Genomic DNA, 25,234 nt, shown 5'->3' with positions numbered 1-25,234 from the left:
ATTGTCCATGTCGCTGCTGAAAGATCACACTTATCCATGCCTTTAACGACGCCGCTTTGGAGGGGATTGAATGAAAAAGATTTTTGTATTGGATACGAACGTGCTTCTGCATGACCCCAATGCCATATTTGCCTTTGAGGAACATGAGGTAATCATTCCCGCGGTTGTACTGGAGGAGATCGACTCCAAAAAAAGAAATGCCGATGAAATTGGGCGTAATGCCCGTAATGTATCGAGACTTCTTGATGGGTTGCGTGAATTGGGACATCTGCACAGTGGCGTCCCTTTAGCTAATGGAGGCAATCTGAAAGTGGAACTGAATCATCGTAGTTTTGTGAAAGTACAGGAAATGTTTGGAGAAGTGTCCAACGATAATCGGATTTTGGCCGTCGCCCTGAATTATCAGATTGAGGAAAATGAGAAAGAGGTCGTTGAGCGACAAGTGGTTCTGGTCAGCAAGGATGTGCTTGTTCGTATCAAAGCGGATGTACTCGGTCTTTTCACACAGGATTACTTATCAGATCGAACGGCAGGTCTTAGTGAATTATATCCAGGGTATACTGCCCTGAAGGTTCATCCTTCGGTCATTGATGAGTTTTACACATATCGCTTTCTACCGATCAAACCGTTACAATTGTCTTATTCGCTTTACCCGAATGAATTTGTAATTCTCAAGGATGAGATGGGAACCAATAAATCGGCTTTGCTCAAAGTAAATACAGAGGGAACGAAGCTGGAACCACTTTTCCTGAGTAATGATAATGTTTGGGGCATCAGTGCACGTAACGCGCAACAGCGTATGGCCCTAGAACTGCTCCTGAATGATGACATTCCACTTGTCACGATTACAGGAAAGGCGGGTACGGGGAAAACCTTGTTGGCGCTTGCTGCAGGTTTGCTTAAAGTGGAGGATGATCATAAGTACAAAAAATTATTGATCGCCCGTCCGGTTGTGCCAATGGGGAAAGATATCGGTTATCTCCCTGGTGAGAAAGAAGAAAAACTAAGACCATGGATGCAGCCGATTTATGATAACTTGGAATTTTTGTTTGATACCAAAAAAGCAGGCGACATTGATAAAATTTTGATGGGTCTTGGCAGTATTCAGGTTGAGGCACTCACTTATATTCGTGGACGGTCTATACCAGGACAGTTTATCATTATCGATGAAGCGCAGAACCTGTCTCGACATGAAGTGAAGACCATTGTATCGAGGGTAGGAGAAGGCAGTAAAATTATTTTGATGGGTGACCCTGAGCAAATAGACCACCCTTATCTGGATTCAGCAAGTAATGGTTTGACGTATATTGTGGAGCGATTCAAGCAAGAGGGAATCAGCGGACATATTATGCTGGAAAAAGGAGAACGTTCCAAGTTGGCTCAGCTTGCAGCGGATTTATTGTAAGGTAACGGGAAGTTTATTTCCCGGAAAATGTTTCTATTGAACCGGCTCTTAGGGCCGGTTTTTTGCTGAAAAAATAAAAATCAGTTATTGCACAGAACTCGATATGCTCGAGGTATGCAAAATATCGGAAAACTGTTTTTTGGCAGGATAGGACAAGAGCACTACTTATTTGTTACAATGAGTGTTGCAGGAAAAAATTAGGTGAGCAAGGAGGGGAAGTTAATGAAGCGTGGACACCAGGTTGTTTTGTTCGCAGTGCTACTGCTTTCGTTAACGATTCTGTCTCCCAGTTTTGATTTTAGAGGTTCACAGCTTAATCAGGAACGAGATCAGGAAAAAGATGCATTTCCCAACACGTCATCGCGCAGCGAAGACCAACATGCTCCACTAGAGATTGTAGTCTCGATGTCTAAGACCGACTTTAAGTCGTTTAAAAAAATGGCTAATGAAGTAGCAACTTCTCAACATGTGGAAATCAGTCTTCGGAATTTGGAGTCAGATACATATAAGCGAGTGCTTGATAATAAATTTTCGGTAGGGGAGAGCGGAGATATTATTCTTCTGGATAGCGCGGAAGTTCAATATCATGCCAAAAAAGGACATCTGTATCCGTTAAACGGTACAACGCTGTCCAAGTCTTTGGGAGAAACTGTGGTTGGCTTGCGGGAAATGACAGAGTGGAATGGTTACCAATGGGGGATGCCGTTTGATTTTGACGCCTATGTACTCGCAGCTCGCTCTTCATTCCTGGACGAAGCCGGTTTGGCAGGTTTACCCGAAAATAAGGAACAGTGGAACAAACTTGTACAACAAGCAACGCAAGATGAAACGGATTTGATAAGTGTAAACTTAAATGACCTTCACGCGGTAAGTGCGTGGTTGAATCAGTTTGAGCCAGGCATGGCCCCCGACAAAATTAAGAAAGCGCAAACTTCCTCGCAAACGGAGGCGTACCAACAGAGCATACAGCTGCTGGATCAGATTCAGTCGCATATTACGGTCGAATCCATAAATCCGACGATCTCTGCTTCTGGTGAGCAAACGGGGGCTCCTATGGTAGTAACATTGCTATCACGTTTGTTGAGTGGAGATCAAGGCGTGGCAGGCGAACAGGGTTCATCAGAGAAGATAGCTTTCAGTGCGTTAGAACCGCTGAGATCAAGAAGTCTTGTTATCGCAGCTGGATCACTTGAGGCGGAAGAGGCAAGCCGCTGGATTGAAGGAATGACTTCCTCTGCCGTGCAATCGGAGTGGTACCAACAGGCTAACTATTTACCAGCAAAGCAGCAAGAACTAGAACTTGAGTCACAGAAACTAATAAAGAAGTATGATGCGACGGATGTAAAATCCTGGTTTCCAGCTGAATCTTCACAAGCCGTAATGACGGAAAGTCCTATATTAACTTCTGCCTTTCAAAAGAAGATCCAACAACTTCTCGCGGGAGAGATCACGGCTAATCAGTACGTCAAAAGCATTATTGCCTTGCAAAGCTCGTCAAAATGAAATGGCGAGCTTTACTTCAAGTATGCCTTCGCTTGTGGATACCTCTGTGGCTTTGACAAACGACAGAATTTTCTGTGGGTAAAATCCGAGATCGAATTCCCGTTCCAACATACGACGTGTGGTATCAGGTAGTTCTAACTGATTAAACACAAGTTTATCGACATGAAAACGAATTGAATTCTGCGGTTCACTCTCAACCGTATAATGTCCTTCAATGCTTAATTGCAACTGATCACGCTGCCCAGAAGCAGTAATTCGATCTTTGTCGAACTGAAAGGCGAAGTCTTCAAAGATCGGATTCTGCGAACGTAGAAACGTATTTAACTCATCTTGTCCGATTCGAATGGTGTACGATGTTCCGGTAGTGGAGATTCCTCCGTTTTGTTCCTGGATAAATTGTGGCAGGTTCTGCATGGCTGATGCCAATGCTTTGAAATATCGCTTGACCTCGTAAATGCCGATGTTCTCCCAATAGATGGTCAACTCGTCCATCAATTTCTGCATGGCTGCAGCATCCCCGCTGGCAGCTACTTTTCCGTCCACTTCTTTCTGTAATGCAAGTACTCGTTCACGTTGATTTTGAAGATTGTTTTTAAGTTCAGACAGTTCTACAGAGGTCTGATTAATCTGGGCAGACGTTTGCTGCATAGTGCGATATCGATCCTGATACTTGTCCAGAACAGCCTGATCCCTGCCAATAATAATCTGATAGTAATCGTATAGAATGAACAGGTCTTTCATGGATCTTGCACCCAGAACCGTCATCAAGAGACTATCACGCTCCCCGGTATAGTAGGATCTCACAACTGCACCCGCACGGTCTTGCTGAGTATGTATCTGTTCTTCCTGTTCCTGAAGCTGAATGGATAACGTCTGACGCTGTTCGTCCAGCTGTTTTTGTCTTGTTGCAATACGTTCGATTTCATGATCGATTTCGACGATGGATAGGCTTTGTTGCAATATTTCGCGTGTATCCTCAGATGAAGGCTCTCCATAGGCATAAGTCCAAGGTAGCTGGATCAAAAATATAATACATGCGATGAAGCCAGGAATGCCGTATCGACGTTTCACCCATCATTCTCCTTTCCATATCTACATATGATGCGAACTGGCTTATCTCTTCCAGACAATATATGAAATAGATACGTGAAATATCCGTAGTGGTTACATAACACAAAGAATAGTCATTTAATCTGAAAACCACAAAAAAGCAATCCGACTGTAGCCGGATCGCTTTGATGCTGCTGGCGGATTAGAGCGGCAAATCCATTTGGAATACGGTCCAGTAGCTGAACCCTGTGAATGTCACGATCATATAACCCCAGAAGAGCAATATGTACGTACGTTCGGTAAATTTCAAATATCCCAAAATGACAAAAAACGCAGTCTGCAGGAAAAAAAGCAAAGCCATTTCGACCAGGTCTCCCGCAAAAGCCATCAGGCCAATCGCTAGCGTGAAGAACCCGAGTACCCGAAACATGCGCGCCACGGTAAGTCCTCCTCTCCTATGTATGTTCATAGATTGTCTACACAACATTATACCGGGAAAGGAAAAAGGTGTAAACAAAATTGGATATGAAAGCGAATTCTTTTTTGGCCGAAAAGAGTTAATGTATGGTTTGTTTTGCATATGTAACGTATGAGCACACATAAATGTGGAAATACATTTTAGTATGAAATCAATTCTATGAACTCTATGAGAGGCATAAGAATGAATGAAGCAGCTTTTATACCTAATTCACATGCCGGGAAATCCGGTTATGGGGACGGTTATTTTAGGATGTTGTTAGGAGGGTATTATAGCATGACTGCAGTGAGACAGGATGCTTGGAGTACAGAGGACGATTTGATTTTGGCTGAGGTTACTTTGCGTCATATTCGGGAAGGAAGTACACAATTGGCCGCTTTTGAAGAGGTTGGCGAAAAAATAGGCAGAACTTCTGCCGCTTGCGGTTTTCGCTGGAACAGCTGTGTGCGTAAGAAGTATGAGTCTGCTATTAGCAATGCTAAGGCTCAACGACAAAAACGAAGTTATCTCCGCAAACAACCGGCTTTGCTTGGACCACAGGTAGCAGCTTTGTCCACACTCGATACAGAAGAAAATCTGTACAAAGCGGATGGTATTTCGGAAGACTCTCTATCCATTGATGCAGTTATACGATTCCTGCGGCAATGGAAGGGAACTGTGCAGGAAAACGGTCGCCAGCTCAAGATGCTTGAGAAAGAGCTTCGTGAAAAAGAGGATGAACTTCATGAACTGCGTTGCGAGAATGATCGTCTCTCTAAGGAAGTGAATGAAGTACAGACCGATTATCGTGTTGTAAATGACGATTATAAAGCACTGATTCAGATTATGGATCGTGCTCGTAGACTCGCATTTCTGACAGAAGAAGAAGAAGAACTCAAAACGAGATTCAAAATGGACGCCAACGGGAATCTGGAACGAATTGAATAAAAGCAAAATGTGTTTGATGATCAGCATTAGATTAGAGCCCGTCACACCTCCGTTACATAACGGCGGGTATGATGGGTTTTTTGTTTGCTGTTTTTGTTCTATTATAGATAAAAGTAACTATTGGAGTAGAGGTAGGGATGCAGCATGATCATTGACGTTGTAGGATCAGGGTCACTGGGTCTTTTGTATGGAGGAAAGCTTCAGGACGCAGGCAACGAGGTTCGATTTTGGACCAGAACGGCTGAACAGGCGAATAAACTGAGTATAGAAGGATTTAAGGTCATTGAAAGGGAGAAAACCATTCAGATTACGCCTAACCATATCCAGGTCAAGCCGATTACGGATTTAACCCGAGTATGGGAACAATCACCTGGAGATTGGCTACTATTAATGGTGAAGCAGACAGCGATACATGATGTTATACGTGAAATTGATTCATTGAAGACGCGAGTGATGAACATCGCATGTTTCCAAAACGGGGTTGGACATCTGGATGATGTACAATCCAATATGCCACATTCCAATATATACAGCGTCATAACCACAGAAGGGGCGAAACGTCAGCAAGATGGAGTCATCCGTGCAGGTATAGGAGAGACCTGGTTGGGCAAAAGTGCAGATGTACGTATCTCATCTCTAACGCCAATGGATCCAAATGAACCCATTCGGTTACAGGGACTTTTGCAGCAGGCAGGATTTGGCTGTACAGTGTCGAATGAAATCGATAAGCTGATTTATAGGAAGTTGTTAATCAATGCTGTCATTAACCCTCTTACCGCGATATGGCGTATTCCTAACGGTGAATTAATTACAAAGGAAGAGCGAATCATGTTTATGCGTCAGCTGTACGACGAGGCATTGGCGGTATACAAAGCAAGCGGAATACTTCTTGATGTGGATGTGTGGGAACAAATCCTCTCCGTCTGTCGTTCCACCGCCTCGAATACATCTTCCATGCTGTCGGACGTTCTGCATGGACAACAAACGGAGGTGCAATCCATTAACGGGCAAATCGTAAGCATGGCGTGTCGGTGTGGCCTGTCTGCTCCGATGCATGAAGTACTGCTTCATCTGATTGAAGGTATGCAACCGGAAGGAGTGAGTTAATGGGATTTTTTATTATGCTGAGCATACTGCCGTTCTTTCCGTTTTTTCTTGTGTATTGGATCATTTATGGATGGAAAAAAGATAAGCGTGTGGCGCTGCGCTCGGCAATGGATGTAACAACCTTATTCCTTATATTCTCTGTATCGGCGTTATTCAACTTAACATTTGATTCGAATTTTGGATTTTATTTAACACTAATACTCATACTAATAGCGCTTGGATTCATCGGAGGTGCACAAAATCGGCTCAAAGGTAAGGTCGATGGGGGTCGAATGTTCCGGGCCGTTTGGCGCATGGCTTTTGTTATCATGAGTTTTGGGTATGTTTTGTTTACTATATTTGGATTATTTAGATACTTCATGAAACAGATGTGAGGATACATAACGCAAAAGGGCTAAAAAATGTGTCGATTTTGTCGAAAACTGAAAAAAACATTACTTTCTGAAAAAGTAATGTAGATTTTTTTGACCGGTGGTTGTATAATCTATAAACATATACCACATCAATTTAGGGGGAAAGTGTTAGATGAAAAGGAAAAGTCTATTAGTCCTTTTGACGCTGATTTTGGCGTTCGGTACCGTACTTGCAGCGTGCGGATCGAAAAACGAAGGCACAGGTAACACCGATACTGGTTCTGCAACCGAAGGAAATGGTCTTGCTAAAGATCAAGTCCTGAAAATTAACCTGTCAGCTGAACCTCCTACGTTAGACCCGGCTCAAGCAAAAGACAGCCAAACCAACACTGTACTGAAATTCTTGTATGAAGGTCTTGTGCGTATCGACCCTGATGGCAAAGAAGCTCCAGGTGTTGCTAAAGACTGGACAATTTCCGAAGATGGTCTGAAATATGTTTTCAACCTGAACCCGGATGCTAAATGGAGCAACGGTGATGCAATCACTGCCGAAGACTTTGTACGTTCTTGGGAACGCGCTTTGAAACCGGAAACAGCTTCTCCATATGCTTACCAATTGTATTACATCAAAGGTGCTGAGGGTTACAACCTGAGCAAAGACGAAACATATAAAGGTACTAAAATCACAGACTTCTCTCAAGTAGGTGTTAAAGCTACTGATGAGCACACGTTGGAAGTAACGTTGGAAAACCCAACACCTTACTTCTTGGGTCTGACAGCATTCTACACGTACTACCCAGTACACAAGTCTGCTGACACGAATGACAAATTCTTCACAGACTACAAAAACATGATCGTTAACGGACCATTCACAATGGATCAATACGCTAAAGGTCAAAAAATCGTCGTGAAGAAAAACGAAAGCTACCATGCAGCTTCTGACATCAAATTGTCTGAAATTAACATGTCCCTGACAAACAGCAGTGCTTCCGAACTGCAAGCTTACAAGTCTGGACAATTGGACTACACAGGCGCACCTAACGGTGAAATTCCTTCCGACCAAATTCCTTCTGTAAAAGCGGAATTGCCGGACGAGTTTAAAGCTACTGGTATTGCAAGTACGTACTACTACCAGTTCAACGTTAATGAAGCTCCATTTAACAACGTTAAAATCCGTAAAGCTTTTGCAATGTCAATTGAGCGTCAATTGATCGTTGACAAAGTAACACAAGGTGGACAAATTCCGGCTTTCGGCTTTGTACCTCCAGGTATCCGCGGTGAAAACGGCGAATTCCGTGATGAGCACAAAGATGACTTCTTCACTGAAAACGTAGAAGAAGCTAAGAAATTGCTTGCTGAGGGTATGAAAGAAGAAGGCTACACAACATTGCCAGCAGTAACTTTGATCTACAATACTAGTGACGGTCACGCGAAAATCGCTCTTGCTGTTGCTGATATGTGGAAGAAAAACCTTGGTGTTGACGTGAAAACGGAAAACCAAGAGTGGGGCGTATTCCTTGAGAACCGTCAAAACCAAAACTTCCAAATCGCTCGTGCGGGCTGGTCTGCTGACTACAACGATCCGTACAACTTCTTGGAAATGTGGACTACTGGAAACACAAACAATGATTCCAAATTCAGCAACGAACAGTATGACAAAGATGTTAAAGAGACTGTAAAATCTGCAGATCCAGCTACTCGTATGGCTGCTTTTGCTGACGCTGAGAAAATCCTGATTCAAGATGAAATGGGCGTATTGCCGATCTATTACTACACTAACGTATCTTTGACTAAGCCTTACCTGAAAGGCGTACAACTTGATTTCAGTGGAGCTATTGACTTCACTCGTGCATATCTGGAAGAGAAATAAGTTGTTCTGAAGTCTATATGATTACTTCGGGATATATATGTGGAATTCCATATATATCCCGATTTTTTTGTATGTGCACCGATTTTCCTTATAATTCTTGAAATTTCCGATAAATGGATTGGACATTATTCATGTCTAATTCTACAATCGATTTGTATACAAAATATTGTTTGTGGAGGTGTGCAAGGGTTGGTTAAGTACGTGCTGAAAAAACTGCTATTTATGCTGCTATCGCTTTTCATACTCGCATCAGCAACCTTCTTCCTGATGAAGGCCATTCCGGGTGACCCTTTTACATCCGAGAAAAAAGTATCACCTGAAATCCGGGCACTTTTGGAAGTGAAGTATGGTTTGGACAAACCGATGTATGAACAATACCTGAAGTATATGGGTGGAATCATCAAAGGTGATTTCGGGGTTTCTATGAAATACCTGAATCAAGATGTAACTGGTATGATCACTCAAACGTTTACAGCATCGCTGAAGCTAGGAATCTTTGCGATTATTATCTCAATTGTTGTGGGTGTCTTGTTGGGGCTTATTGCCGCAGTGTACCATCGCAAGTTGATTGATGATATTACAATGATTCTGGCTGTTATCGGGATTGCTGTACCGAGTTTCTTGCTCGCATCCCTGGTGCAATATGTTTTTGCATTCAAACTCGGCTGGTTTAATGTTATGGGCTTCGATGGCCCGCTCGACTATGTGCTTCCGGTTGCCGCACTGTCGGCATCTCCAATTGCCTTTATCGCTCGTTTGACGCGTTCAAGCATGTTGGAAGTGTTGCATGCAGATTACATCAAGACAGCCAAAGCCAAAGGCTTGAAATGGCCGGCTATTATGTTTAGACACGTTTTACGGAACGGTATTCTGCCAGTCGTTACTTATGTTGGTCCAATGACAGCGAACATTATTACAGGTTCCGTTGTTATTGAACAGATCTTTAATATTGGTGGGATTGGTAAAGTATTCGTAGAAAGTATTACGAATCGTGATTATACGATGATTATGGGGATCACAATCTTCTATGGTATTCTCTTGATGCTTGCACGTTTCCTTACGGATATTGCTTACGTGCTGATCGATCCTAGAATTAAGCTAGAAAGCCGGAAGGGGGCATAACGTTGTCTGGCACGAATAACAACAATAATGAAACGGTGAACACAGGCCTGGATAGTCAGGCAGCGTTGAAATCGCAAGAGAGTGTATCACTATTCAAAGACGCTATGTATAGACTTGCAACCAACAAGGCCGCTATGATTAGTTTGGCTGTTCTAGTCCTTGTTGTCATTTTCTCTATGATTGGTCCAACTTCTTTGTTCTCAAGTTATAATTATTATTCCAATGATTTGTTGAATGCCAATGCTGCACCGAGTGCAGCACACTGGTTCGGAACAGATGAACTGGGTCGTGATGTATGGGTAAGAACCTGGGTAGGTGCACGTGTGTCTCTTACTGTAGGTTTAGCTGCTGCTTTAATTGACCTTGTCATTGGGGTAATTTATGGAGCAATTATGGGCTTCTACGGTGGGCGTGTTGACGGCATCATGAACAAGTTCTCCGAGATCCTGTACTCCCTGCCTTACATGCTCGTTGTTATCTTGTTGCTGGTTGTATTGGAGCCAAGTCTGACAACGATTATCATTGCACTTACCATCACAGGCTGGATCAGTATGTCTTGGATTGTGCGTGGTGAGATTATGCAACTCAAAAACAGAGACTTTATCCTTGCTGCTCGTTCCATGGGCGCAAGCACGGGACGTCAACTCTTCCGTCATTTGTTGCCAAATGCTGTCGGACCAATTCTCGTTACATTGACGTTGTCCATCCCAAATGCCATCTTCGCAGAAGCATTTTTGAGCTTCCTCGGATTGGGTGTATCTGCCCCTAAATCCTCTCTTGGATCTATGATCAATGATGCACTTACAGGCTGGACGCTGTATCCTTGGCGGATGTGGTTCCCTGCAGGTTTGATGGTTATGACAATGCTCGCATTTAACTTGCTTGGTGACGGTTTGCGCGACGCGCTTGATCCGAAATTACGTAAATAGAAATAGGAGGTGGGATTATGGAGCCGATTTTAACAGTCAAAGACCTGAGTGTGTCATTTACGACGCGTTCTGGTGAATTTGATGCCGTTAAAAATGTGAGTTTTGAACTTGGCAAAGGAGAGACGCTGGGGATCGTAGGTGAATCTGGTAGTGGTAAAAGTGTTACTGCCCAAACCATCATGAAATTGATTCCCTCCCCGCCTTCGAAGGTTAAAAGCGGAGAAATTACTTTTCACGGGCAGGACCTGCTGAATAAGACAGATAAACAGATGGAAGCCATCCGTGGTAAAGATATCGGCATGATCTTCCAGGATCCAATGACTTCTTTGAATCCTACCATCAAAATTGGTAAGCAAATTACCGAGGTGCTGCGCAAGCATCAGAATATGTCCAAAAAAGAAGCGGAAAAAAGCGCATTGGAAATGCTCGAACTTGTAGGCATCAAAAATGCGGATGTGCGTATGAACCATTACCCACACCAATTTTCCGGTGGTATGCGCCAGCGTGCTATGATTGCGATTGCCTTGGCATGCCGTCCATCCCTTCTGATTGCGGATGAACCAACAACTGCACTCGACGTAACGATTCAGGCACAAATCTTGGATGTTATGAAGGACATGCAGCAAAAGCTTGGAACTTCGATCATGCTTATCACGCATGACCTTGGAGTAGTCGCAGGAATGTGTGATCGTGTTGTCGTTATGAAGGAAGGCGAAGTTGTTGAAACAGGAACAACTGCTGAAATCTTCAGTAATCCTCAACATCCATACACGATTAAATTGCTGAATGCTCTGCCTCGTCTGGACGAGCCTAAAAAAGAAAAGCCTACTCCAGTTGGTATTATCAAAGGTGCCAACAAGCCGCTGGTTCAAGTGAAGAACCTGAAACAATACTTCAATTTGGGCAAAGGGAACATTCTAAAAGCGGTTAATGATGTTAGCTTTGATATTTTTGAAGGCGAAACACTTGGAGTTGTAGGGGAGTCTGGCTGTGGTAAATCCACAACTGGCCGTACAATTCTGCGCCTTTATGAGCCAACAGGCGGAAATGTTAACTTTAATGGAACGGATATCTACAAGCTGTCCCCGCGCAAAATGAAAGAAATGCGTAAAGATATGCAGATGATTTTCCAGGATCCTTATGCATCCTTGAACCCACGTTTTAACGTTATGGATATCATCGGTGAATCTCTTGATATTCATGGTCTGGCATCAAGTCGGACAGAGCGGAAGAGACGCGTTGAAGAACTACTAGACCTGGTAGGTCTGAATCCTAGCCATGCACTCCGTTATCCACATGAATTCTCAGGTGGTCAAAGACAACGGATAGGGATTGCCCGTGCATTGGCCGTAGACCCTAAATTCATCATCTGTGATGAGCCATTGTCAGCATTGGACGTGTCCATTCAGGCTCAGGTCGTTAATTTGCTTGAAGAACTTCAGCAACGCCTCGGCTTGACATATCTGTTTATTGCGCATGACTTGTCCATGGTTAAACATATCAGTGACCGTGTAGCTGTAATGTACATGGGTAAAGTGGTTGAGTTGGCAGAAAGTGAAGAACTTTATGCTAATCCTATTCACCCTTACACCAAAACATTGCTGTCCGCGATCCCTGTACCTGATCCGGAAGTAGAAGCGAGCAAACGTCGCATTTTGCTGCCGGAAGAACAAGCGCTTAAGAATGGATCTGGTGGTCCTGCAAATGATCCATACAACCTGGAGAATGCTCAATTGATTGAGGTATCCAAAGGTCACTGGGTTGCAGAACCTTACGTATAAAAAGTACATTTTTCATTTGGACTTATCCATGAATATCAAACCGTCGACTTTGTTCGGCGGTTTTTTATTTTTTTGATGCACTTTCTTTTGACGAAGAGGGCTCTCATTCGGTACAATCAAGAAAGGCTCTTTGAAGCAGAATAGGAGGCAGACCTCATGAAAGGTATTACCGAGGCACTCCGCAGCGGAACGCGACTTGCAGAAGACTATGTCTGTTCAAGGGATGCTGCGCGTGGCCTTTACGAGTATGACATTCGCTGGGAATCGGGGCTTCATACGCGTGCCGAGTGGTTGGACCAATCGGAGAACACACGTATTCCTCGTCAACGTCTGGCAGAGTATCTACGTATATATAATAAACGGGTGAACGATCATGGTGCAGTCCATGAATCCATCACACGTCTCGCGGAACAAGATGCGTTGGTTGTTACGGGAGGGCAGCAAAGCGGCCTGCTTACAGGTCCGTTGTTTGTAATTTACAAAGCAGCAAGTGTAGTTGCAGCTGCGAGGGAAGCGGAGAACAGGCTACAGCGGCCGGTCGTTCCCGTTTTTTGGATTGCAGGTGAAGACCATGACTGGGATGAAGTCAACCACACATACTTGCCTGACGCCAGCGGGGACATGACGAAGATCAAGTTACAAGGGCGGTTTGCAGGCAGGGATTCTGTGAGTTATGTCCATGTGGAAACGGAACAATGGATGACCGTGCTGGAGCAGGTGGAGCATCTGTTACCGGATACGGTGCACAAACCAGGATTAATGAAGCTGGTTACGGAGATCCATCAGTCTAGTTCGAACCTGAGTGATGCGTTTGCACGGTTAATCTCAGCGTTGTTTGCCAGCAGTGGACTTATTCTGATGGATGCTGCAGATCCAGACTTGCGCAGACTTGAGCAGCCTATATTTGAGCGTTTGATTCGTGAAAATGGGACATTACGCCAAGCATATGCACAAGGTGCCTCCGCATTGGAACAAGCCGGATATGCCATGCCTGCTGAAGTCGCGGAAGATGGGGCCAATCTGTTTTACATACATGAAGGGGCACGGTTGCTTCTGATGTTGAAAGACGGCTTGTACAGCGACCGTAAAGGTCTGGTTTCATTTACAGAAAAGCGACTGCTTCAGGAACTGGCTGAACACCCCGAGCGGTTTAGCAACAATGTATTGACCAGGCCATTGATGCAAGATTCCATTTTACCTGTAGCGGCTGTTATCTTGGGTCAAGGTGAGATCGCGTATTGGGGATTGACACGTGAAGCGTTTGGCCGGTTCGGGTTGCAGATGCCTATCTTGCTTCCACGTCTGTCCTTTACCATTATGGAAGATGTTCATCACAAACATATGAAGCAGTACGGTCTTTCTTTCCAGGACGTTCAATATCATATGGAAGAAAAGAAGGAACAATGGCTGGCACAGCAGGAGACCTTCCAGGTCGATGAACAATTCGAGCGCGTTCAGCAAGCATTTGCTGATCTATATCGTCCATTGCTTGATCAGATCGCAGAGATTCATCCTGGTCTGGACCGAATTGGAGATACCAATGTAGGCAAGATCAGCGAACAGATGCAGTATCTGCAACAGCAGACCCACAAAGCCATCAAAGATAAGCACAATGTGAGTCTAAGGCACTGGAACGGGATGCAAAACTCACTCTTTCCCATGAACAAACCACAGGAACGAGTGCATAACGCACTCTTTTACCTGAACCGTTATGGAACCGAGTGGATTGGACAACTGATTGAAAGTCAGAACGAATTCCGTGGACAACACCAAGTGATCACATTGTAGTGACCTTTTATAATAGAAGGAATAGATAATCAAGGAGGATGAGGAATGACTACCCCTGCATTACAAAACAGTATCGTTAAGGATATGGGACTCGCTTCGGAAGGGCATCTGAAAATTGATTGGGTAGAAGCACATATGCCGGTGTTGAACCGCATTCGTCGCCAATTTGAACAGGATCTGCCGTTTAAAGGTTTGAAAGTAGCTATTTGCCTTCATCTTGAGGCCAAAACGGCTTATCTGGCGAAAGTCATCCAAGCTGGTGGTGCAGAAGTGACGATTACACACAGCAATCCATTGTCAACACAGGACGATGTTTGTGCTGCTCTAGTGGAAGACGGCGTTACCGTGTATGCCAAACATAATCCGGACCCTGTAGAGTTCAAAGAGCTGCAACTCCGTGCACTTGAAGTGAAACCTGATCTGATTATTGATGACGGTGGAGACTTTGCCACTATTATTGCATCTGAACGTCCTGATCTAGCTGCCACGATTCGTGGCGGAGCAGAGGAAACGACAACGGGCATCATTCGTCTGAAAGCTTTGGCGAAAGAAGGACAATTGCGTTTCCCAATGGTTGCAGTCAATGACGCTTATTGCAAATACTTGTTTGATAACCGTTACGGTACAGGTCAGTCTGCATTCGATGGTATCATCCGTACAACCAATCTGGTCGTTGCAGGAAAGAACGTAGTTGTAGCGGGTTATGGATGGTGTGGTAAAGGTGTAGCGATGCGTGCCAAAGGGCTCGGAGCAAATGTTATCGTAACTGAAATTGATCCTATTAAAGCCGTAGAAGCACATATGGACGGATTCCGTGTCATGACGATGGTGGAAGCTGCAAAATTGGGTGATTTCTTCATCGCTGTTACCGGCAATAAAGATGTGATCACCGGAGAGCATTACGATGTGATGAAGGATGGAGCAATTCTTAGCAATGCGGGTCACTTTGACGTGGAAGTAAACAAACCTGAACTTGCTAAACGTTCCGATTCGATTCGTACCGTACGCCGCAACATTGAAGAATATCGCTTCAAAGATGGCCGTAAGATGTATTTGCTGGCTGAAGGACGTCTCGTAAACCTGGGTGCAGCCGATGGACACCCTGCCGAGATTATGGATACAACGTTTGCATTGCAAGCGCTGGGTCTGCGTTATGTGAGCGAGAACTATGCGGAACTGGGTAAAACCGTTGTTAATGTACCTTATGACATTGACCAACAGGTTGCCAGCTACAAACTGGAAAGCCTTAATATTGCCATCGACTCCTTGTCCGCCGAGCAGGAAAGATATCTGGACAGCTGGAGATTCTAAGGGGCATCCATTAATTACAAGCTGATTAAGTGCTTCAAAGGGTTTAAAATGGTTTATTAATGATATGGCTCATATGCGGGTGTACGTGCGATTGCCCGTAAACGGGAAACGTCTTTGATCCTGAGTGACAGGATCAAAGACGTTTTTTTGCGATTATTAAATTAAAAAAAATAAAGCCAGTAAGAAGGGTTTTGATTTTTTTGTGCGAATCTATTATGCTTAGGTGGTGGAAAGTGGGGCAAAGTGGGAGAAACGGGTGAGGAGTGAGTGGGCCAATGTTTATGGGGGAGTTCCAACATAGCATTGATGACAAGGGTCGGGTTATTATTCCGGCTAAATTCCGCGAATCTCTGGGACCGTCTTTCGTTGTCACACGGGGTTTGGACCAGTGTCTTTTCGTGTACCCCATGGAGGAGTGGGGGGGCATGGAACAGAAGCTCAAAGCACTGCCATTGATGAAATCCGATGCACGTGCGTTTACCCGGTTTTTTTTCTCGGGTGCCACCGAATGTGAATTGGACAAACAGGGCAGGGTAAATTTGCCGGGCAATCTTAGAGAGTATGCCAAGCTGGACAAGGATTGCGTTGTTCTTGGCGTGTCGAACCGGGTGGAGATTTGGAGCAAAGGCATATGGGAGAGTTATTTCAATCAATCCGAAGAAGCATTCAACGACATTGCCGAAAAGCTGGTCGATTTTAATTTTGATCTATAAAGTCAGGAGGGGTGCAGGTTGTTTCACCACATAACCGTACTCAAAGAAGAGGCAACAGAGGGTTTAAACATCAAGCAGGACGGTATATACGTGGACTGCACTTTAGGCGGTGGCGGACATAGCTCCGTGATTGCATCCAAGCTCGGTCCAGGGGGGCGTCTGATCGCACTTGACCAGGATGATTGGGCTTTGGATAACGCGCGTGAAAAATTGGCTCCGTATGGAGAGCGGATTACATTGGTCAAAACCAATTTCCGTGATCTGGAACAGGTACTGAAAGAACTGGATGTTCCGATGAGAGATGGCGTGCCGCAGGTAGATGGTATTTTGTACGACTTGGGGGTATCATCGCCGCAATTCGATGAAGGAGAACGTGGATTTAGCTACAATCACGACGCTCCACTCGATATGCGCATGGATCAGGACGCATCCCTTACCGCCAAAGAGATTGTTAACGAATGGCCGGAAGAGGAGATAGCCCGCATTTTGTATCGCTATGGTGAAGAGAAATTCTCAAGAAGAATTGCTCGTGTCATTGTTGAAAAACGAAAGCAGTCCACAATTGAGACTACGGGCGAACTGGTGGAGTTGATCAAAGAAGGGATTCCAGCGGCGGCTCGTCGTACCGGAGGACATCCTGCAAAACGCAGCTTTCAGGCATTGCGAATTGCCGTTAATGATGAGCTAGGCGCGTTCGAAGAAGCGTTACATCAGGCCGTTCGGTGCTTGGCACCAGGCGGACGTGTATCTGTTATTACTTTTCACTCACTTGAGGACCGAATTTGCAAACAGATTTTTAGCAGTTATCTGGAGAAATGTACATGCCCTCCCGATTTCCCGTTGTGTGTTTGCGGAGGTACGGGTGTCATGCGTTTAGTGAACAGAAAGCCGCTGATTCCAACGGAAACGGAACTGGCCGAAAACTCCCGTGCTCGTTCAGCGAAGCTGCGCGTAGCCGAGAAACTGTAAATCAAGAGCGGAGGAGAGAGTCGGAGTATGGCATATACACGTGGTAATCTGGCAGTGAAAGAAAAGGCGTCCCAAGAACGTGTGACCCAGCAGCGGTACAAGGAAACCACCAAAGTGGTAACCCGTCGTACCGGTCTTCCGGCACGCGAGAAATTTTTGTATCTGATTACTCTGGTTGCAGTCATTGTTGTGGGTGGTGTTATGATGTCGCGTTACGCTCACATCTATGATCTGAATAAGCAGGCACAGACGACGTTGTCTGACGTGAGAGAAGCAGAGAAAACTATTGCAGATCTGCAAGTGGAAAAAGAAAAACTGAACAATCTGGTCATCGAGAATGCTCGCAAACTTGGTTACGTTGAGGCTTCCGGTAAGGATGTCATTTTTGTACCTCGCTCAACAAGTACAACGAACTCGACAGGTACTGAATCGTCCTCGGATACAGCAAATAAGTAGAACATTTTGTATCAAGCCATACAAAATGCTGAAGCAAAAGAGGTGTACCGATGGTAAAAAGAATAAAGATGCGCACGTTGCTTATAGGGGGATGTATTACCCTCTTTTTTCTTGTATTGATAACCCGCATATTTTTTATTCAGGTTGTTAATGGAGGTATTTGGCAGGAGCGAGCGGCTGGTTTGGTCGAACGCGAACAAACCATCAAGGCCAGTCGCGGGACAATCACAGACCGCAATGGTAACATTCTGGCCACGGATGCGCCTGCTTACACGGTGTCTGTAAACCCAAAGATAATTAATCAACTTGGGATTGAAGATGTGGTTATTGACAAATTATCTAGTTTATTGGGTAAAAGCGAGAGTGAAATGCGCGCACTTGTAACAGCGAAAAAGCAAGATGGGACATTCTTTCAACAACGTGAAGTGCGAAGTGAAGGGTATAAAATTAACCCTGATTTGGCTGCTAAAGTAGAAGAATTTCGCAAAGAACTGAAAGATAACTACAAGGGTCAAAACGCGATTGTCATGACACAGGAGTCGAAGCGATATTATCCGGAAGAAACGCTCGCCTCTCATTTGCTGGGATACATGAGCCGTGATGGCAAGGCTGTTAACGGACTTGAAGTCTCCTATGATGAACAGCTTACAGGTACAGATGGCTATCTGAACTATCAGAAGGATGCAAAAGGTATTAAGCTTCCTGATTCCCAGGATAATTATCTTCCTCCGCAAAACGGGAACAATCTGAAGCTGACGATTGATGATACAATTCAGTACTACATCGAAGATGCAATGAAAGAAGCGGTAGCCCAGTACAATCCACTGAGCATGACTGTCATTGCAGCAGATCCTAACACGATGGAAATCTTAGGAATGGCCAATTGGCCGACCTTTAATCCTAATACGTATGCGGAAACGCCGGATCAGAAAAATTTTATCAACCATGCGATACAATCCATCTATGAACCAGGGTCTACTTTTAAAATTGTTACTCTGGCGGGTGCGGTTGAAGAGAAGCTGTTTGATCCGAATGCTACGTTTGAATCCAAGAGAATCTATATCGGTGGCTATCCAATCAGTGATAACGGTCACGCCTATGGCCGGATCTCCTACTTGGAAGGTGTCAAACGTTCAAGTAACATTGCGTTTGTTAATCTGGGATATAACATGCTTGGCGGTGAACGTTTGCGTCATTACATAGACCAATTCGGTTTTGGTAAAAAGACGGGCATTGATCTGCCGAGTGAATCGGCTTCACCAATCAAGCCGCTGGTTTATAAATCGGAAATTGCCACAGCAGCATACGGTCATGGTCTTGTACAAGTAACGCCAATCCAGCAGGTAGCAGCCATTTCGGCCATTGCCAACGGCGGCAAACTTATGGAACCGCATCTGGTTAAGGAAATTATTAATCCGAATGACGGTACATCAGAAGTAATCAAGCCGAAGGTTGTTCGTCAGGTCATTTCCAAGGAGTCTTCCAAACTGGTGAGCGGGTATCTGGAACAGGTTGTAGCTGACCAAACGATTGGTACAGGGCGCAATGCTTATATCGAAGGATACCGTGTGGCAGGTAAAACGGGTACTGCTAGAAAAGTAGTGAACGGGGAATACAGTAAATCCAAAGACGTCGTTTCGTTTATTGGATTTGCACCCGTTAATAATCCCAAAATCGCGATGTTGATTGTAATTGACCAGCCAGATGGTTCCAATATTGGCGGAGGTACTGCAGCTGCTCCGGTATTCAAGAAGATTGTGAGCCAGACTCTTCAGTACATGGGAGTTCCCAAAGATACAGTAAAGACCACTGACAAAAAGTCAAAAACAACGCCGGTCGTTCAAGCTAAAGCTCCTGATCTGTCAGGTAAGACAGCCAAACAGGCTAGAAGCCAACTATTGAACGCAGGAATTGCCTATGAGACGCTTGGTCAGGGTGAAAATGTTATTCGCCAGTATCCTGTGGCGGGTGCAGCCATGAATCCTGGCCAACGAATCTACCTGTTGACCGAAGAGAGCAGCAAAATGAAGATCCCTGATCTGACTGGCGAATCTCTACGAGATGCACTTGAAGTGCTCTCCCTCATGAAAGTGGGCGTGACCGTTAAAGGTGAAGGATATGTGGTGAAGCAAACGGAGCAGGTGGCAGGCGAACAGAGAACGGTTGAGCTTGTGCTGCAGACGGCCAAAGCGGCAGTTACCGGTATAGCAGATGAAGCTCCCGAGTCTTCTGATCCAGCATTAGGGGACGAGACTATCAATCAGGGAGCAGCTGATGGAACGGGTAACACCGAAGAAACGGGCAAAACGGATACTACAAATCCACCTTTAAATGAGACAAAATCGTCTGATAACACATCGGACGGGGCTTCGCTTCCATAGAGATCACAGACAGCTTGTTCTAACCCCCGGTTGTCCTGAATATTCATGAATTGAACACAATCATGATTTTGGGACGAGTGGGGGGATCTTTTCGTGAAGGGGTCAAGCGTAAATCTGCGGCGCAGGTTGTTATGGAGTTTAGTGATTTTAGTTCTGTTATTCTCAGCCTTGGTGATCAGGCTTGCTTATGTACAGTTAGGGAAAGGACCGGAACTATCTGCGAAAGCGGAAGAGTCTTGGCGGCGGAATATTCCTTATTCAGCCAAACGGGGAGAGATCCTGGATCGAAATGGAACCTCTCTCGCCTACAATATAACCACACCAACCATTATGGCGATTCCTGCCCAGGTGAAGGAAGCGGAGACAACAGCAAGAGCACTGGCTCCTTTGCTGGGTATGACCGAAGAGAAAGTGCTGGCAACCATCAAGAAAAGAGAACTAATTGTACGACTACAACCCGGTGGCCGCAAAATTACGATGGAGAAGGCTCAGCACATCCGTGATTTGAAGCTTCCGGGTATCGTTGTTGCTGAGGATAATAAACGCTTTTATCCTTATGATGATCTGGCGGCTCATATTCTTGGTTTTACAGGCATTGATAATCAGGGCTTAACGGGTGTAGAGAAAAAGTATGATGATAAACTGAACGGTTTGAATGGCAGTGTGTCCTACTTGTCCGATGCGGCCGGAAGGCTTATGCCGGGCTCATCTGAGAAGTATGTGGAACCAAAGGATGGTCTGAACCTGAAGCTGACTATTGATAAATCGATTCAGTCCATCATGGAACGCGAGCTGGATCAGGCTATGGTCAAGTTCCAGGCTAACTCGGCGCTTGCCATTGCAATGAACCCTAAGACGGGTGAAATCCTTGGCATGGCCAGTAGACCCGGATACGAACCAGCCGATTATCAGCAATATCCGGCCGATGTATACAACCGGAATTTACCGATCTGGATGACGTACGAACCAGGTTCAACGTTTAAAATTATTACACTCGCAGCAGCACTTGAAGAGAAAAAAGTAAATCTGACGCAGGATCAGTTCTATGATCCCGGATTTGTTGAAGTAGGAGGCGCACGCCTGCGTTGCTGGAAAAAGGGCGGCCATGGAAGTCAGACCTTCCTCCAAGTTGTGGAGAACTCCTGCAACCCTGGATTTGTTGCACTGGGTCAGAGACTGGGCAAAGAATCATTATTCTCCTATATTAAAGACTTCGGATTCGGCACCAAAACAGGCATCGATCTGAGCGGTGAGGCCAGCGGAATTCTGTTCAAACTGTCACGGGTCGGACCTGTGGAGCTTGCGACCACTGCTTTTGGTCAAGGGGTATCCGTTACACCGATTCAGCAAGTAGCGGCTGTGTCGGCAGCTATTAATGGTGGTAAACTATACAAGCCTTATGTTACGAAGGCATGGGTTCATCCGGAAACGGGTGAAGTGATGGAAGAGGCCAAGCCGGAACTAGTTCGTCAAGTCATCTCGGAAGATACGTCCAAGCAAGTGCGAGAAGCACTAGAGAGTGTCGTTGCCAAGGGTACGGGACGTCCGGCGTTTATTGATGGATACCGGGTTGGCGGCAAAACGGGTACAGCCCAGAAGGTAATCAATGGACGTTATTCCTCTACCGAGCATATTGTATCCTTTATCGGTTTTGCTCCTGCGGATGATCCGCAGATTGTTGTGTATACTGCGGTGGATAACCCGAAAGGGATTCAGTTCGGCGGCGTGGTTGCCGCACCGATCGTACAGAACATTCTGGAGGATGCGTTGCATTATATGAATGTTCCGGTTCGGAAGGATCAGGTAGCCAAAGAATACAAGTATGGAGAAACCAAAATCGTGACGGTTCCCGATCTGACTGGAGCTACGGTCGAAGACCTGTATGAGGATCTGAATATGAACTTTATGTTGGCCAAATCCGGCAGTGGGAAATATGTCATTAACCAGGCTCCAAAGCCAGGAGCACGGGTTGATCAGGGTTCTACTATACGCATCTATATGGGTGATGTTCTGAATGATATTCATGATCATACCAAGGAGGAAGGACAAGAGCCCTGATGGGGCTCTTGATCCCCACCGCAACAAAATGCACTGAGTTGCGTTTCATTAATTGGCTGTATTGACGATAATAATGAATACAGAGATATGTTGAAATTGAAGTAAACTTGGAAAAAGTGAGGTTATTCATGTGCTTTTAAAACAAATTTCATCAATGCTGACAACCGCCCGTGTCATTGGCGAACCAAATACAGAATGTCAAAACCTACAGACAGATTCTCGCCAGGTACAACCGGGAGATCTGTTTATCTGTCTTCCAGGACATACGGTTGACGGACATGACTATGCTGAGAAGGCAGTAAATGCTGGAGCTGTCGCTCTGGTTGTGGAACGAGAGCTGGATGTGCCTGTTCCACAGCTGCTCGTAAAAGACAGTCGTTTCGCTATGGCTGTACTGGCGGATTCCTTTTTTGACTCACCAAGCCGCAAGATGAATATGATTGGTGTAACGGGAACCAACGGAAAAACAACGACTACCTATTTAATTGAAAAAATCATGAGTGACTTTGGTCAAAAAACAGGATTAATCGGGACTATTCAAATGCGCTATGACGGGCGCACGTACCCGATGTCAGGTACTACACCGGAAGCACTTGATCTACAGCGCAGTCTGAATGATATGGTCCAAGCGGGCACGGACTGTTGTGTTATGGAAGTTTCCTCCCACGCTTTGGAGCAAGGTCGGGTGAAGGGGACGGAATTCCGTACGGCGGTATTTACCAATCTGACGCAGGATCATCTGGATTACCATCATTCCATGGAAGAATATCGCGGAGCCAAAGGACTGTTCTTTGCACGGTTGGGTAACGGATATACTACGGATGCTTCCAAGCGCAAATTTGCAGTGATCAACGCAGATGATCCCGCTGCAGCCTATTTTATATCTGTAACGGCAGCTGAAGTAATTACATATGGCATGGAGGAAAATGCGGATGTACGCGCATCCCAGATTTCAATCACCTCACAAGGTACTTCCTTCCATGTAGACACATTTAGAGGCAGCACCGATATTCGTTTACGCATGGTAGGCAAATTCAATGTGTACAACGCAATGGCTGCCATCGCTGCTGCTCTGGTTGAAGACATTCCGCTGGAGGAGATCAAACGTAGCTTGGAGACGGTACCCGGCGTAGATGGACGTGTTGAGGCTGTTGACGAAGGACAGTCGTTTGCTGTCATTGTTGACTACGCTCATACCCCAGATGGCCTGGAGAACGTATTGCGGACGGTGAAGGAATTTGCTGAAGGCCGTGTGATCTGCGTATTTGGATGTGGTGGTGACCGAGATCGTACGAAGCGGCCTCTAATGGGCAAAATTGCAGCGAAGTATAGCGATATCGTATTTGTTACTTCCGATAATCCGCGGACAGAAGATCCCGATCTGATTCTCAAGGATATTGAACAGGGCCTGATTGAAGATGCTATTCAATCGGACCGTTATACGATGATTGTGGACCGGCGCCAGGCGATTCATGAAGCTATTGAAATGGCAAGCCCTGCCGATGTAGTATTGATTGCGGGCAAGGGGCATGAGACCTATCAAATTATCGGCACAACCAAGACGGACTTTGACGATCGGATCATAGCGAAAGAAGCGATAAGGGGCAAATCCAATTGATAAAAAGAACATTGGCACAATTGGCCGAGATGTGTGGAGGAACACTAACTGACGTTGCTGCCTATGGTGATGTTGGTGTTGAAGGTGTATTTACAGATTCGCGTAAGCCCGTTCGAGGTAGTCTCTTTATCCCGCTTGTGGGCGAAAGGTTTGACGGACATGAATTTGTGCAAACCTGTGTAGAGAAGGGCGCTGCCGGGGCATTATGGCAAAAGGATCACGGAACTGCACCTCAAGGTGCTGTGATTATTGTGGAGGATACCCTGGTTGCATTGCAGGAGCTTGCGTCCTCCTATTTAAGAGAAAACAAAGCTTCCGTTGTAGGCATTACAGGCAGCAATGGTAAAACAACAACAAAGGACATTGTGGATGCCATTCTGTCTACAACGTTCAAAGTGCATAAGACCCAAGGCAACTTCAATAACCATATTGGTTTGCCGCTTACCGTACTTAGTATGGAACCGGACACTGAGATCGTAATTCTGGAGATGGGCATGAGCGGCCGAGGGGAGATTGAAGAATTATCTTTAATTGCCCAGCCGGATGTCGCAATCATCACGAATATTGGAGAATCCCATCTACTTCAACTGGGATCTCGATTGGAGATTGCTCGGGCAAAAGTTGAAATTGCTGCTGGCATGAAACCAGGCGGGTTACTAATCTACAACGGAGACGAACCGTTGATTGAGCAGGTTCTGGCAGAGCCAGCCACTAAGCTGCCTGAAGGACTTCAGCGGTATACATTTGGCTTGCAGACGGATAATGATGATTATCCTACCGGCATTATGAATGCACAGAGCGGGGTCGCGTTTACAACCAAGCAGTCTGGAGAGGGTGCTCTTACACTGCCATTATTGGGAACACATAATGTGGTCAACTGTCTTGCTGCATTAGCGGTTGCCCGTCATTTTGGAGTGGCTGCTGAACAGATTGTAGCAGGACTGTCACGTTTGAAATTAACCGGCATGCGTATCGAGATTATTAACGGTGTCAGTGGTTTGACCATGCTCAATGATGCTTACAACGCTAGTCCAACCTCCATGAAAGCCGCTGTGGATGTGCTGGAGGGCCTCAAGGGGTATCGGATCAAAGTAGCCGTGCTCGGTGATATGCTAGAACTGGGGCCTCAGGAGCATGAGCTCCATAGGGGAATCGGTGAATATATCACACCCGACAAAATGAATATGGTGCTGGCTTATGGCCCTTTATCTGCGAGTATCGCAGAAGGAGCAAGACAAAACATGCCAGCAGAAGCCGTACACACTTTTGAGAGCAAGGAAGAATTGACCCTATATCTACTGGAGAATCTCCAATCCAGAGATGTTGTCTTGTTTAAGGCCTCCCGGGGCATGAAGCTGGAAGATGTGGTCGAAGCGCTAAAAATAGCTCCATTACAGAATAGAGTAGACTAGAGG

Annotated in this window: 20 protein-coding genes; 18 read left to right on the top strand and 2 right to left on the bottom strand. The window is 45.4% G+C overall.

What is annotated here, in order from left to right:
• Positions 1 to 70: 70 nt before the first annotated feature.
• Positions 71 to 1,405 carry a PhoH family protein gene (locus ACDJ58_RS20555; protein ID WP_024628438.1) on the top strand — a complete coding sequence of 445 codons (1,335 nt, stop codon included), beginning with the start codon at positions 71 to 73 and terminating at the stop codon, positions 1,403 to 1,405.
• Between the two features lie 222 nt (positions 1,406 to 1,627).
• Entirely contained in the window at positions 1,628 to 2,908 is a 1,281-nt protein-coding gene (locus ACDJ58_RS20550) for an extracellular solute-binding protein (protein ID WP_413372656.1), read from the top strand.
• Here the strand turns inward: ACDJ58_RS20550 and ACDJ58_RS20545 are convergent.
• Together ACDJ58_RS20545 and ACDJ58_RS20540 are read right to left on the bottom strand one after the other, a co-directional pair.
• The gene (locus ACDJ58_RS20545) at positions 2,900 to 3,979 is read right to left on the bottom strand and encodes a hypothetical protein (RefSeq protein WP_413372655.1); all 1,080 of its coding nucleotides are present in this window, start codon (positions 3,977 to 3,979) and stop codon (positions 2,900 to 2,902) included. The two genes, ACDJ58_RS20550 and ACDJ58_RS20545, sit on opposite strands and share 9 nt — an antisense overlap.
• A 181-nt stretch (positions 3,980 to 4,160) precedes the next feature.
• Complete coding sequence (locus tag ACDJ58_RS20540; protein WP_053781237.1) at positions 4,161 to 4,397, bottom strand: DUF2626 domain-containing protein; 237 nt, start codon at positions 4,395 to 4,397, stop codon at positions 4,161 to 4,163.
• Positions 4,398 to 4,712: 315 nt separating this feature from the next.
• On the opposite strand from ACDJ58_RS20540, the gene ACDJ58_RS20535 reads away from it, so the two are divergent.
• From ACDJ58_RS20535 to ACDJ58_RS20460, 16 genes are all read left to right on the top strand, one after another.
• The gene (locus ACDJ58_RS20535) at positions 4,713 to 5,363 is read left to right on the top strand and encodes an RsfA family transcriptional regulator (RefSeq protein WP_063567002.1); all 651 of its coding nucleotides are present in this window, start codon (positions 4,713 to 4,715) and stop codon (positions 5,361 to 5,363) included.
• A gap of 144 nt (positions 5,364 to 5,507) precedes the next feature.
• Positions 5,508 to 6,470, top strand: a complete 963-nt coding sequence (locus tag ACDJ58_RS20530; RefSeq protein WP_413372654.1) for a ketopantoate reductase family protein — start codon at positions 5,508 to 5,510, stop codon at positions 6,468 to 6,470.
• On the top strand, positions 6,470 to 6,844 hold the full coding sequence (locus tag ACDJ58_RS20525) for a DUF3397 domain-containing protein (RefSeq protein WP_413372652.1): 375 nt from the start codon (positions 6,470 to 6,472) through the stop codon (positions 6,842 to 6,844). Before ACDJ58_RS20530 ends, ACDJ58_RS20525 begins: the two co-directional genes overlap by 1 nt.
• A gap of 151 nt (positions 6,845 to 6,995) precedes the next feature.
• Positions 6,996 to 8,693: a peptide ABC transporter substrate-binding protein gene (locus ACDJ58_RS20520; RefSeq protein ID WP_413372651.1), complete on the top strand. Its 1,698-nt coding sequence runs from the start codon at positions 6,996 to 6,998 to the stop codon at positions 8,691 to 8,693.
• A 189-nt stretch (positions 8,694 to 8,882) separates the two neighbouring features.
• Positions 8,883 to 9,815 (top strand): ABC transporter permease, encoded by a 933-nt coding sequence (locus tag ACDJ58_RS20515; RefSeq protein WP_379443870.1) that lies wholly within the window; start codon positions 8,883 to 8,885, stop codon positions 9,813 to 9,815.
• Positions 9,816 to 9,850: 35 nt separating this feature from the next.
• Positions 9,851 to 10,744 carry an ABC transporter permease gene (locus tag ACDJ58_RS20510; protein ID WP_413379765.1) on the top strand — a complete coding sequence of 298 codons (894 nt, stop codon included), beginning with the start codon at positions 9,851 to 9,853 and terminating at the stop codon, positions 10,742 to 10,744.
• 17 nt (positions 10,745 to 10,761) lie between these two features.
• Positions 10,762 to 12,525 (top strand): dipeptide ABC transporter ATP-binding protein, encoded by a 1,764-nt coding sequence (locus ACDJ58_RS20505; RefSeq protein ID WP_413372650.1) that lies wholly within the window; start codon positions 10,762 to 10,764, stop codon positions 12,523 to 12,525.
• Positions 12,526 to 12,681: 156 nt separating this feature from the next.
• Positions 12,682 to 14,313, top strand: a complete 1,632-nt coding sequence (bshC, locus tag ACDJ58_RS20500) for a bacillithiol biosynthesis cysteine-adding enzyme BshC (RefSeq protein WP_413372649.1) — start codon at positions 12,682 to 12,684, stop codon at positions 14,311 to 14,313.
• A gap of 45 nt (positions 14,314 to 14,358) precedes the next feature.
• Entirely contained in the window at positions 14,359 to 15,624 is a 1,266-nt protein-coding gene (locus ACDJ58_RS20495; protein WP_413372647.1) for an adenosylhomocysteinase, read from the top strand.
• 275 nt (positions 15,625 to 15,899) lie between these two features.
• On the top strand, positions 15,900 to 16,337 hold the full coding sequence (mraZ, locus tag ACDJ58_RS20490; protein WP_413372645.1) for a division/cell wall cluster transcriptional repressor MraZ: 438 nt from the start codon (positions 15,900 to 15,902) through the stop codon (positions 16,335 to 16,337).
• 18 nt (positions 16,338 to 16,355) lie between these two features.
• A complete protein-coding gene (rsmH, locus tag ACDJ58_RS20485) occupies positions 16,356 to 17,306 on the top strand; it encodes a 16S rRNA (cytosine(1402)-N(4))-methyltransferase RsmH (RefSeq protein ID WP_413372644.1) in 951 nt (316 codons plus the stop codon).
• Between the two features lie 27 nt (positions 17,307 to 17,333).
• Complete coding sequence (locus ACDJ58_RS20480; RefSeq protein WP_113053846.1) at positions 17,334 to 17,762, top strand: hypothetical protein; 429 nt, start codon at positions 17,334 to 17,336, stop codon at positions 17,760 to 17,762.
• A 50-nt stretch (positions 17,763 to 17,812) separates the two neighbouring features.
• A complete protein-coding gene (locus ACDJ58_RS20475) occupies positions 17,813 to 20,143 on the top strand; it encodes a penicillin-binding transpeptidase domain-containing protein (RefSeq protein WP_413372643.1) in 2,331 nt (776 codons plus the stop codon).
• 93 nt (positions 20,144 to 20,236) lie between these two features.
• Positions 20,237 to 22,201: a stage V sporulation protein D gene (locus tag ACDJ58_RS20470; RefSeq protein ID WP_053781224.1), complete on the top strand. Its 1,965-nt coding sequence runs from the start codon at positions 20,237 to 20,239 to the stop codon at positions 22,199 to 22,201.
• 130 nt (positions 22,202 to 22,331) lie between these two features.
• On the top strand, positions 22,332 to 23,819 hold the full coding sequence (locus ACDJ58_RS20465) for a UDP-N-acetylmuramoyl-L-alanyl-D-glutamate--2,6-diaminopimelate ligase (RefSeq protein WP_413372642.1): 1,488 nt from the start codon (positions 22,332 to 22,334) through the stop codon (positions 23,817 to 23,819).
• Entirely contained in the window at positions 23,819 to 25,231 is a 1,413-nt protein-coding gene (locus ACDJ58_RS20460) for a UDP-N-acetylmuramoyl-tripeptide--D-alanyl-D-alanine ligase (RefSeq protein ID WP_413379763.1), read from the top strand. Before ACDJ58_RS20465 ends, ACDJ58_RS20460 begins: the two co-directional genes overlap by 1 nt.
• Positions 25,232 to 25,234: the final 3 nt, after the last annotated feature.

The organism is Paenibacillus taichungensis, assembly GCF_047302525.1.
Classification (GTDB): domain Bacteria; phylum Bacillota; class Bacilli; order Paenibacillales; family Paenibacillaceae; genus Paenibacillus; species Paenibacillus taichungensis_B.
Note: the sequence above shows the minus strand (reverse complement) of the source record. Positions and strands in the feature narration are given on the sequence as shown.

Bases quoted from the DNA above. Each gene is read 5' to 3' on its own strand.
- ACDJ58_RS20555 (WP_024628438.1), top strand. From the start codon at position 71: ATGAAAAAGATTTTTGTATTGGATACGAACGTGCTTCTGCATGACCCC.
- ACDJ58_RS20550 (WP_413372656.1), top strand. From the start codon at position 1,628: ATGAAGCGTGGACACCAGGTTGTTTTGTTCGCAGTGCTACTGCTTTCG.
- ACDJ58_RS20535 (WP_063567002.1), top strand. From the start codon at position 4,713: ATGACTGCAGTGAGACAGGATGCTTGGAGTACAGAGGACGATTTGATT.
- ACDJ58_RS20530 (WP_413372654.1), top strand. From the start codon at position 5,508: ATGATCATTGACGTTGTAGGATCAGGGTCACTGGGTCTTTTGTATGGA.
- ACDJ58_RS20525 (WP_413372652.1), top strand. From the start codon at position 6,470: ATGGGATTTTTTATTATGCTGAGCATACTGCCGTTCTTTCCGTTTTTT.
- ACDJ58_RS20520 (WP_413372651.1), top strand. From the start codon at position 6,996: ATGAAAAGGAAAAGTCTATTAGTCCTTTTGACGCTGATTTTGGCGTTC.
- ACDJ58_RS20505 (WP_413372650.1), top strand. From the start codon at position 10,762: ATGGAGCCGATTTTAACAGTCAAAGACCTGAGTGTGTCATTTACGACG.
- bshC (WP_413372649.1), top strand. From the start codon at position 12,682: ATGAAAGGTATTACCGAGGCACTCCGCAGCGGAACGCGACTTGCAGAA.
- ACDJ58_RS20495 (WP_413372647.1), top strand. From the start codon at position 14,359: ATGACTACCCCTGCATTACAAAACAGTATCGTTAAGGATATGGGACTC.
- mraZ (WP_413372645.1), top strand. From the start codon at position 15,900: ATGTTTATGGGGGAGTTCCAACATAGCATTGATGACAAGGGTCGGGTT.
- ACDJ58_RS20480 (WP_113053846.1), top strand. From the start codon at position 17,334: ATGGCATATACACGTGGTAATCTGGCAGTGAAAGAAAAGGCGTCCCAA.
- ACDJ58_RS20475 (WP_413372643.1), top strand. From the start codon at position 17,813: ATGGTAAAAAGAATAAAGATGCGCACGTTGCTTATAGGGGGATGTATT.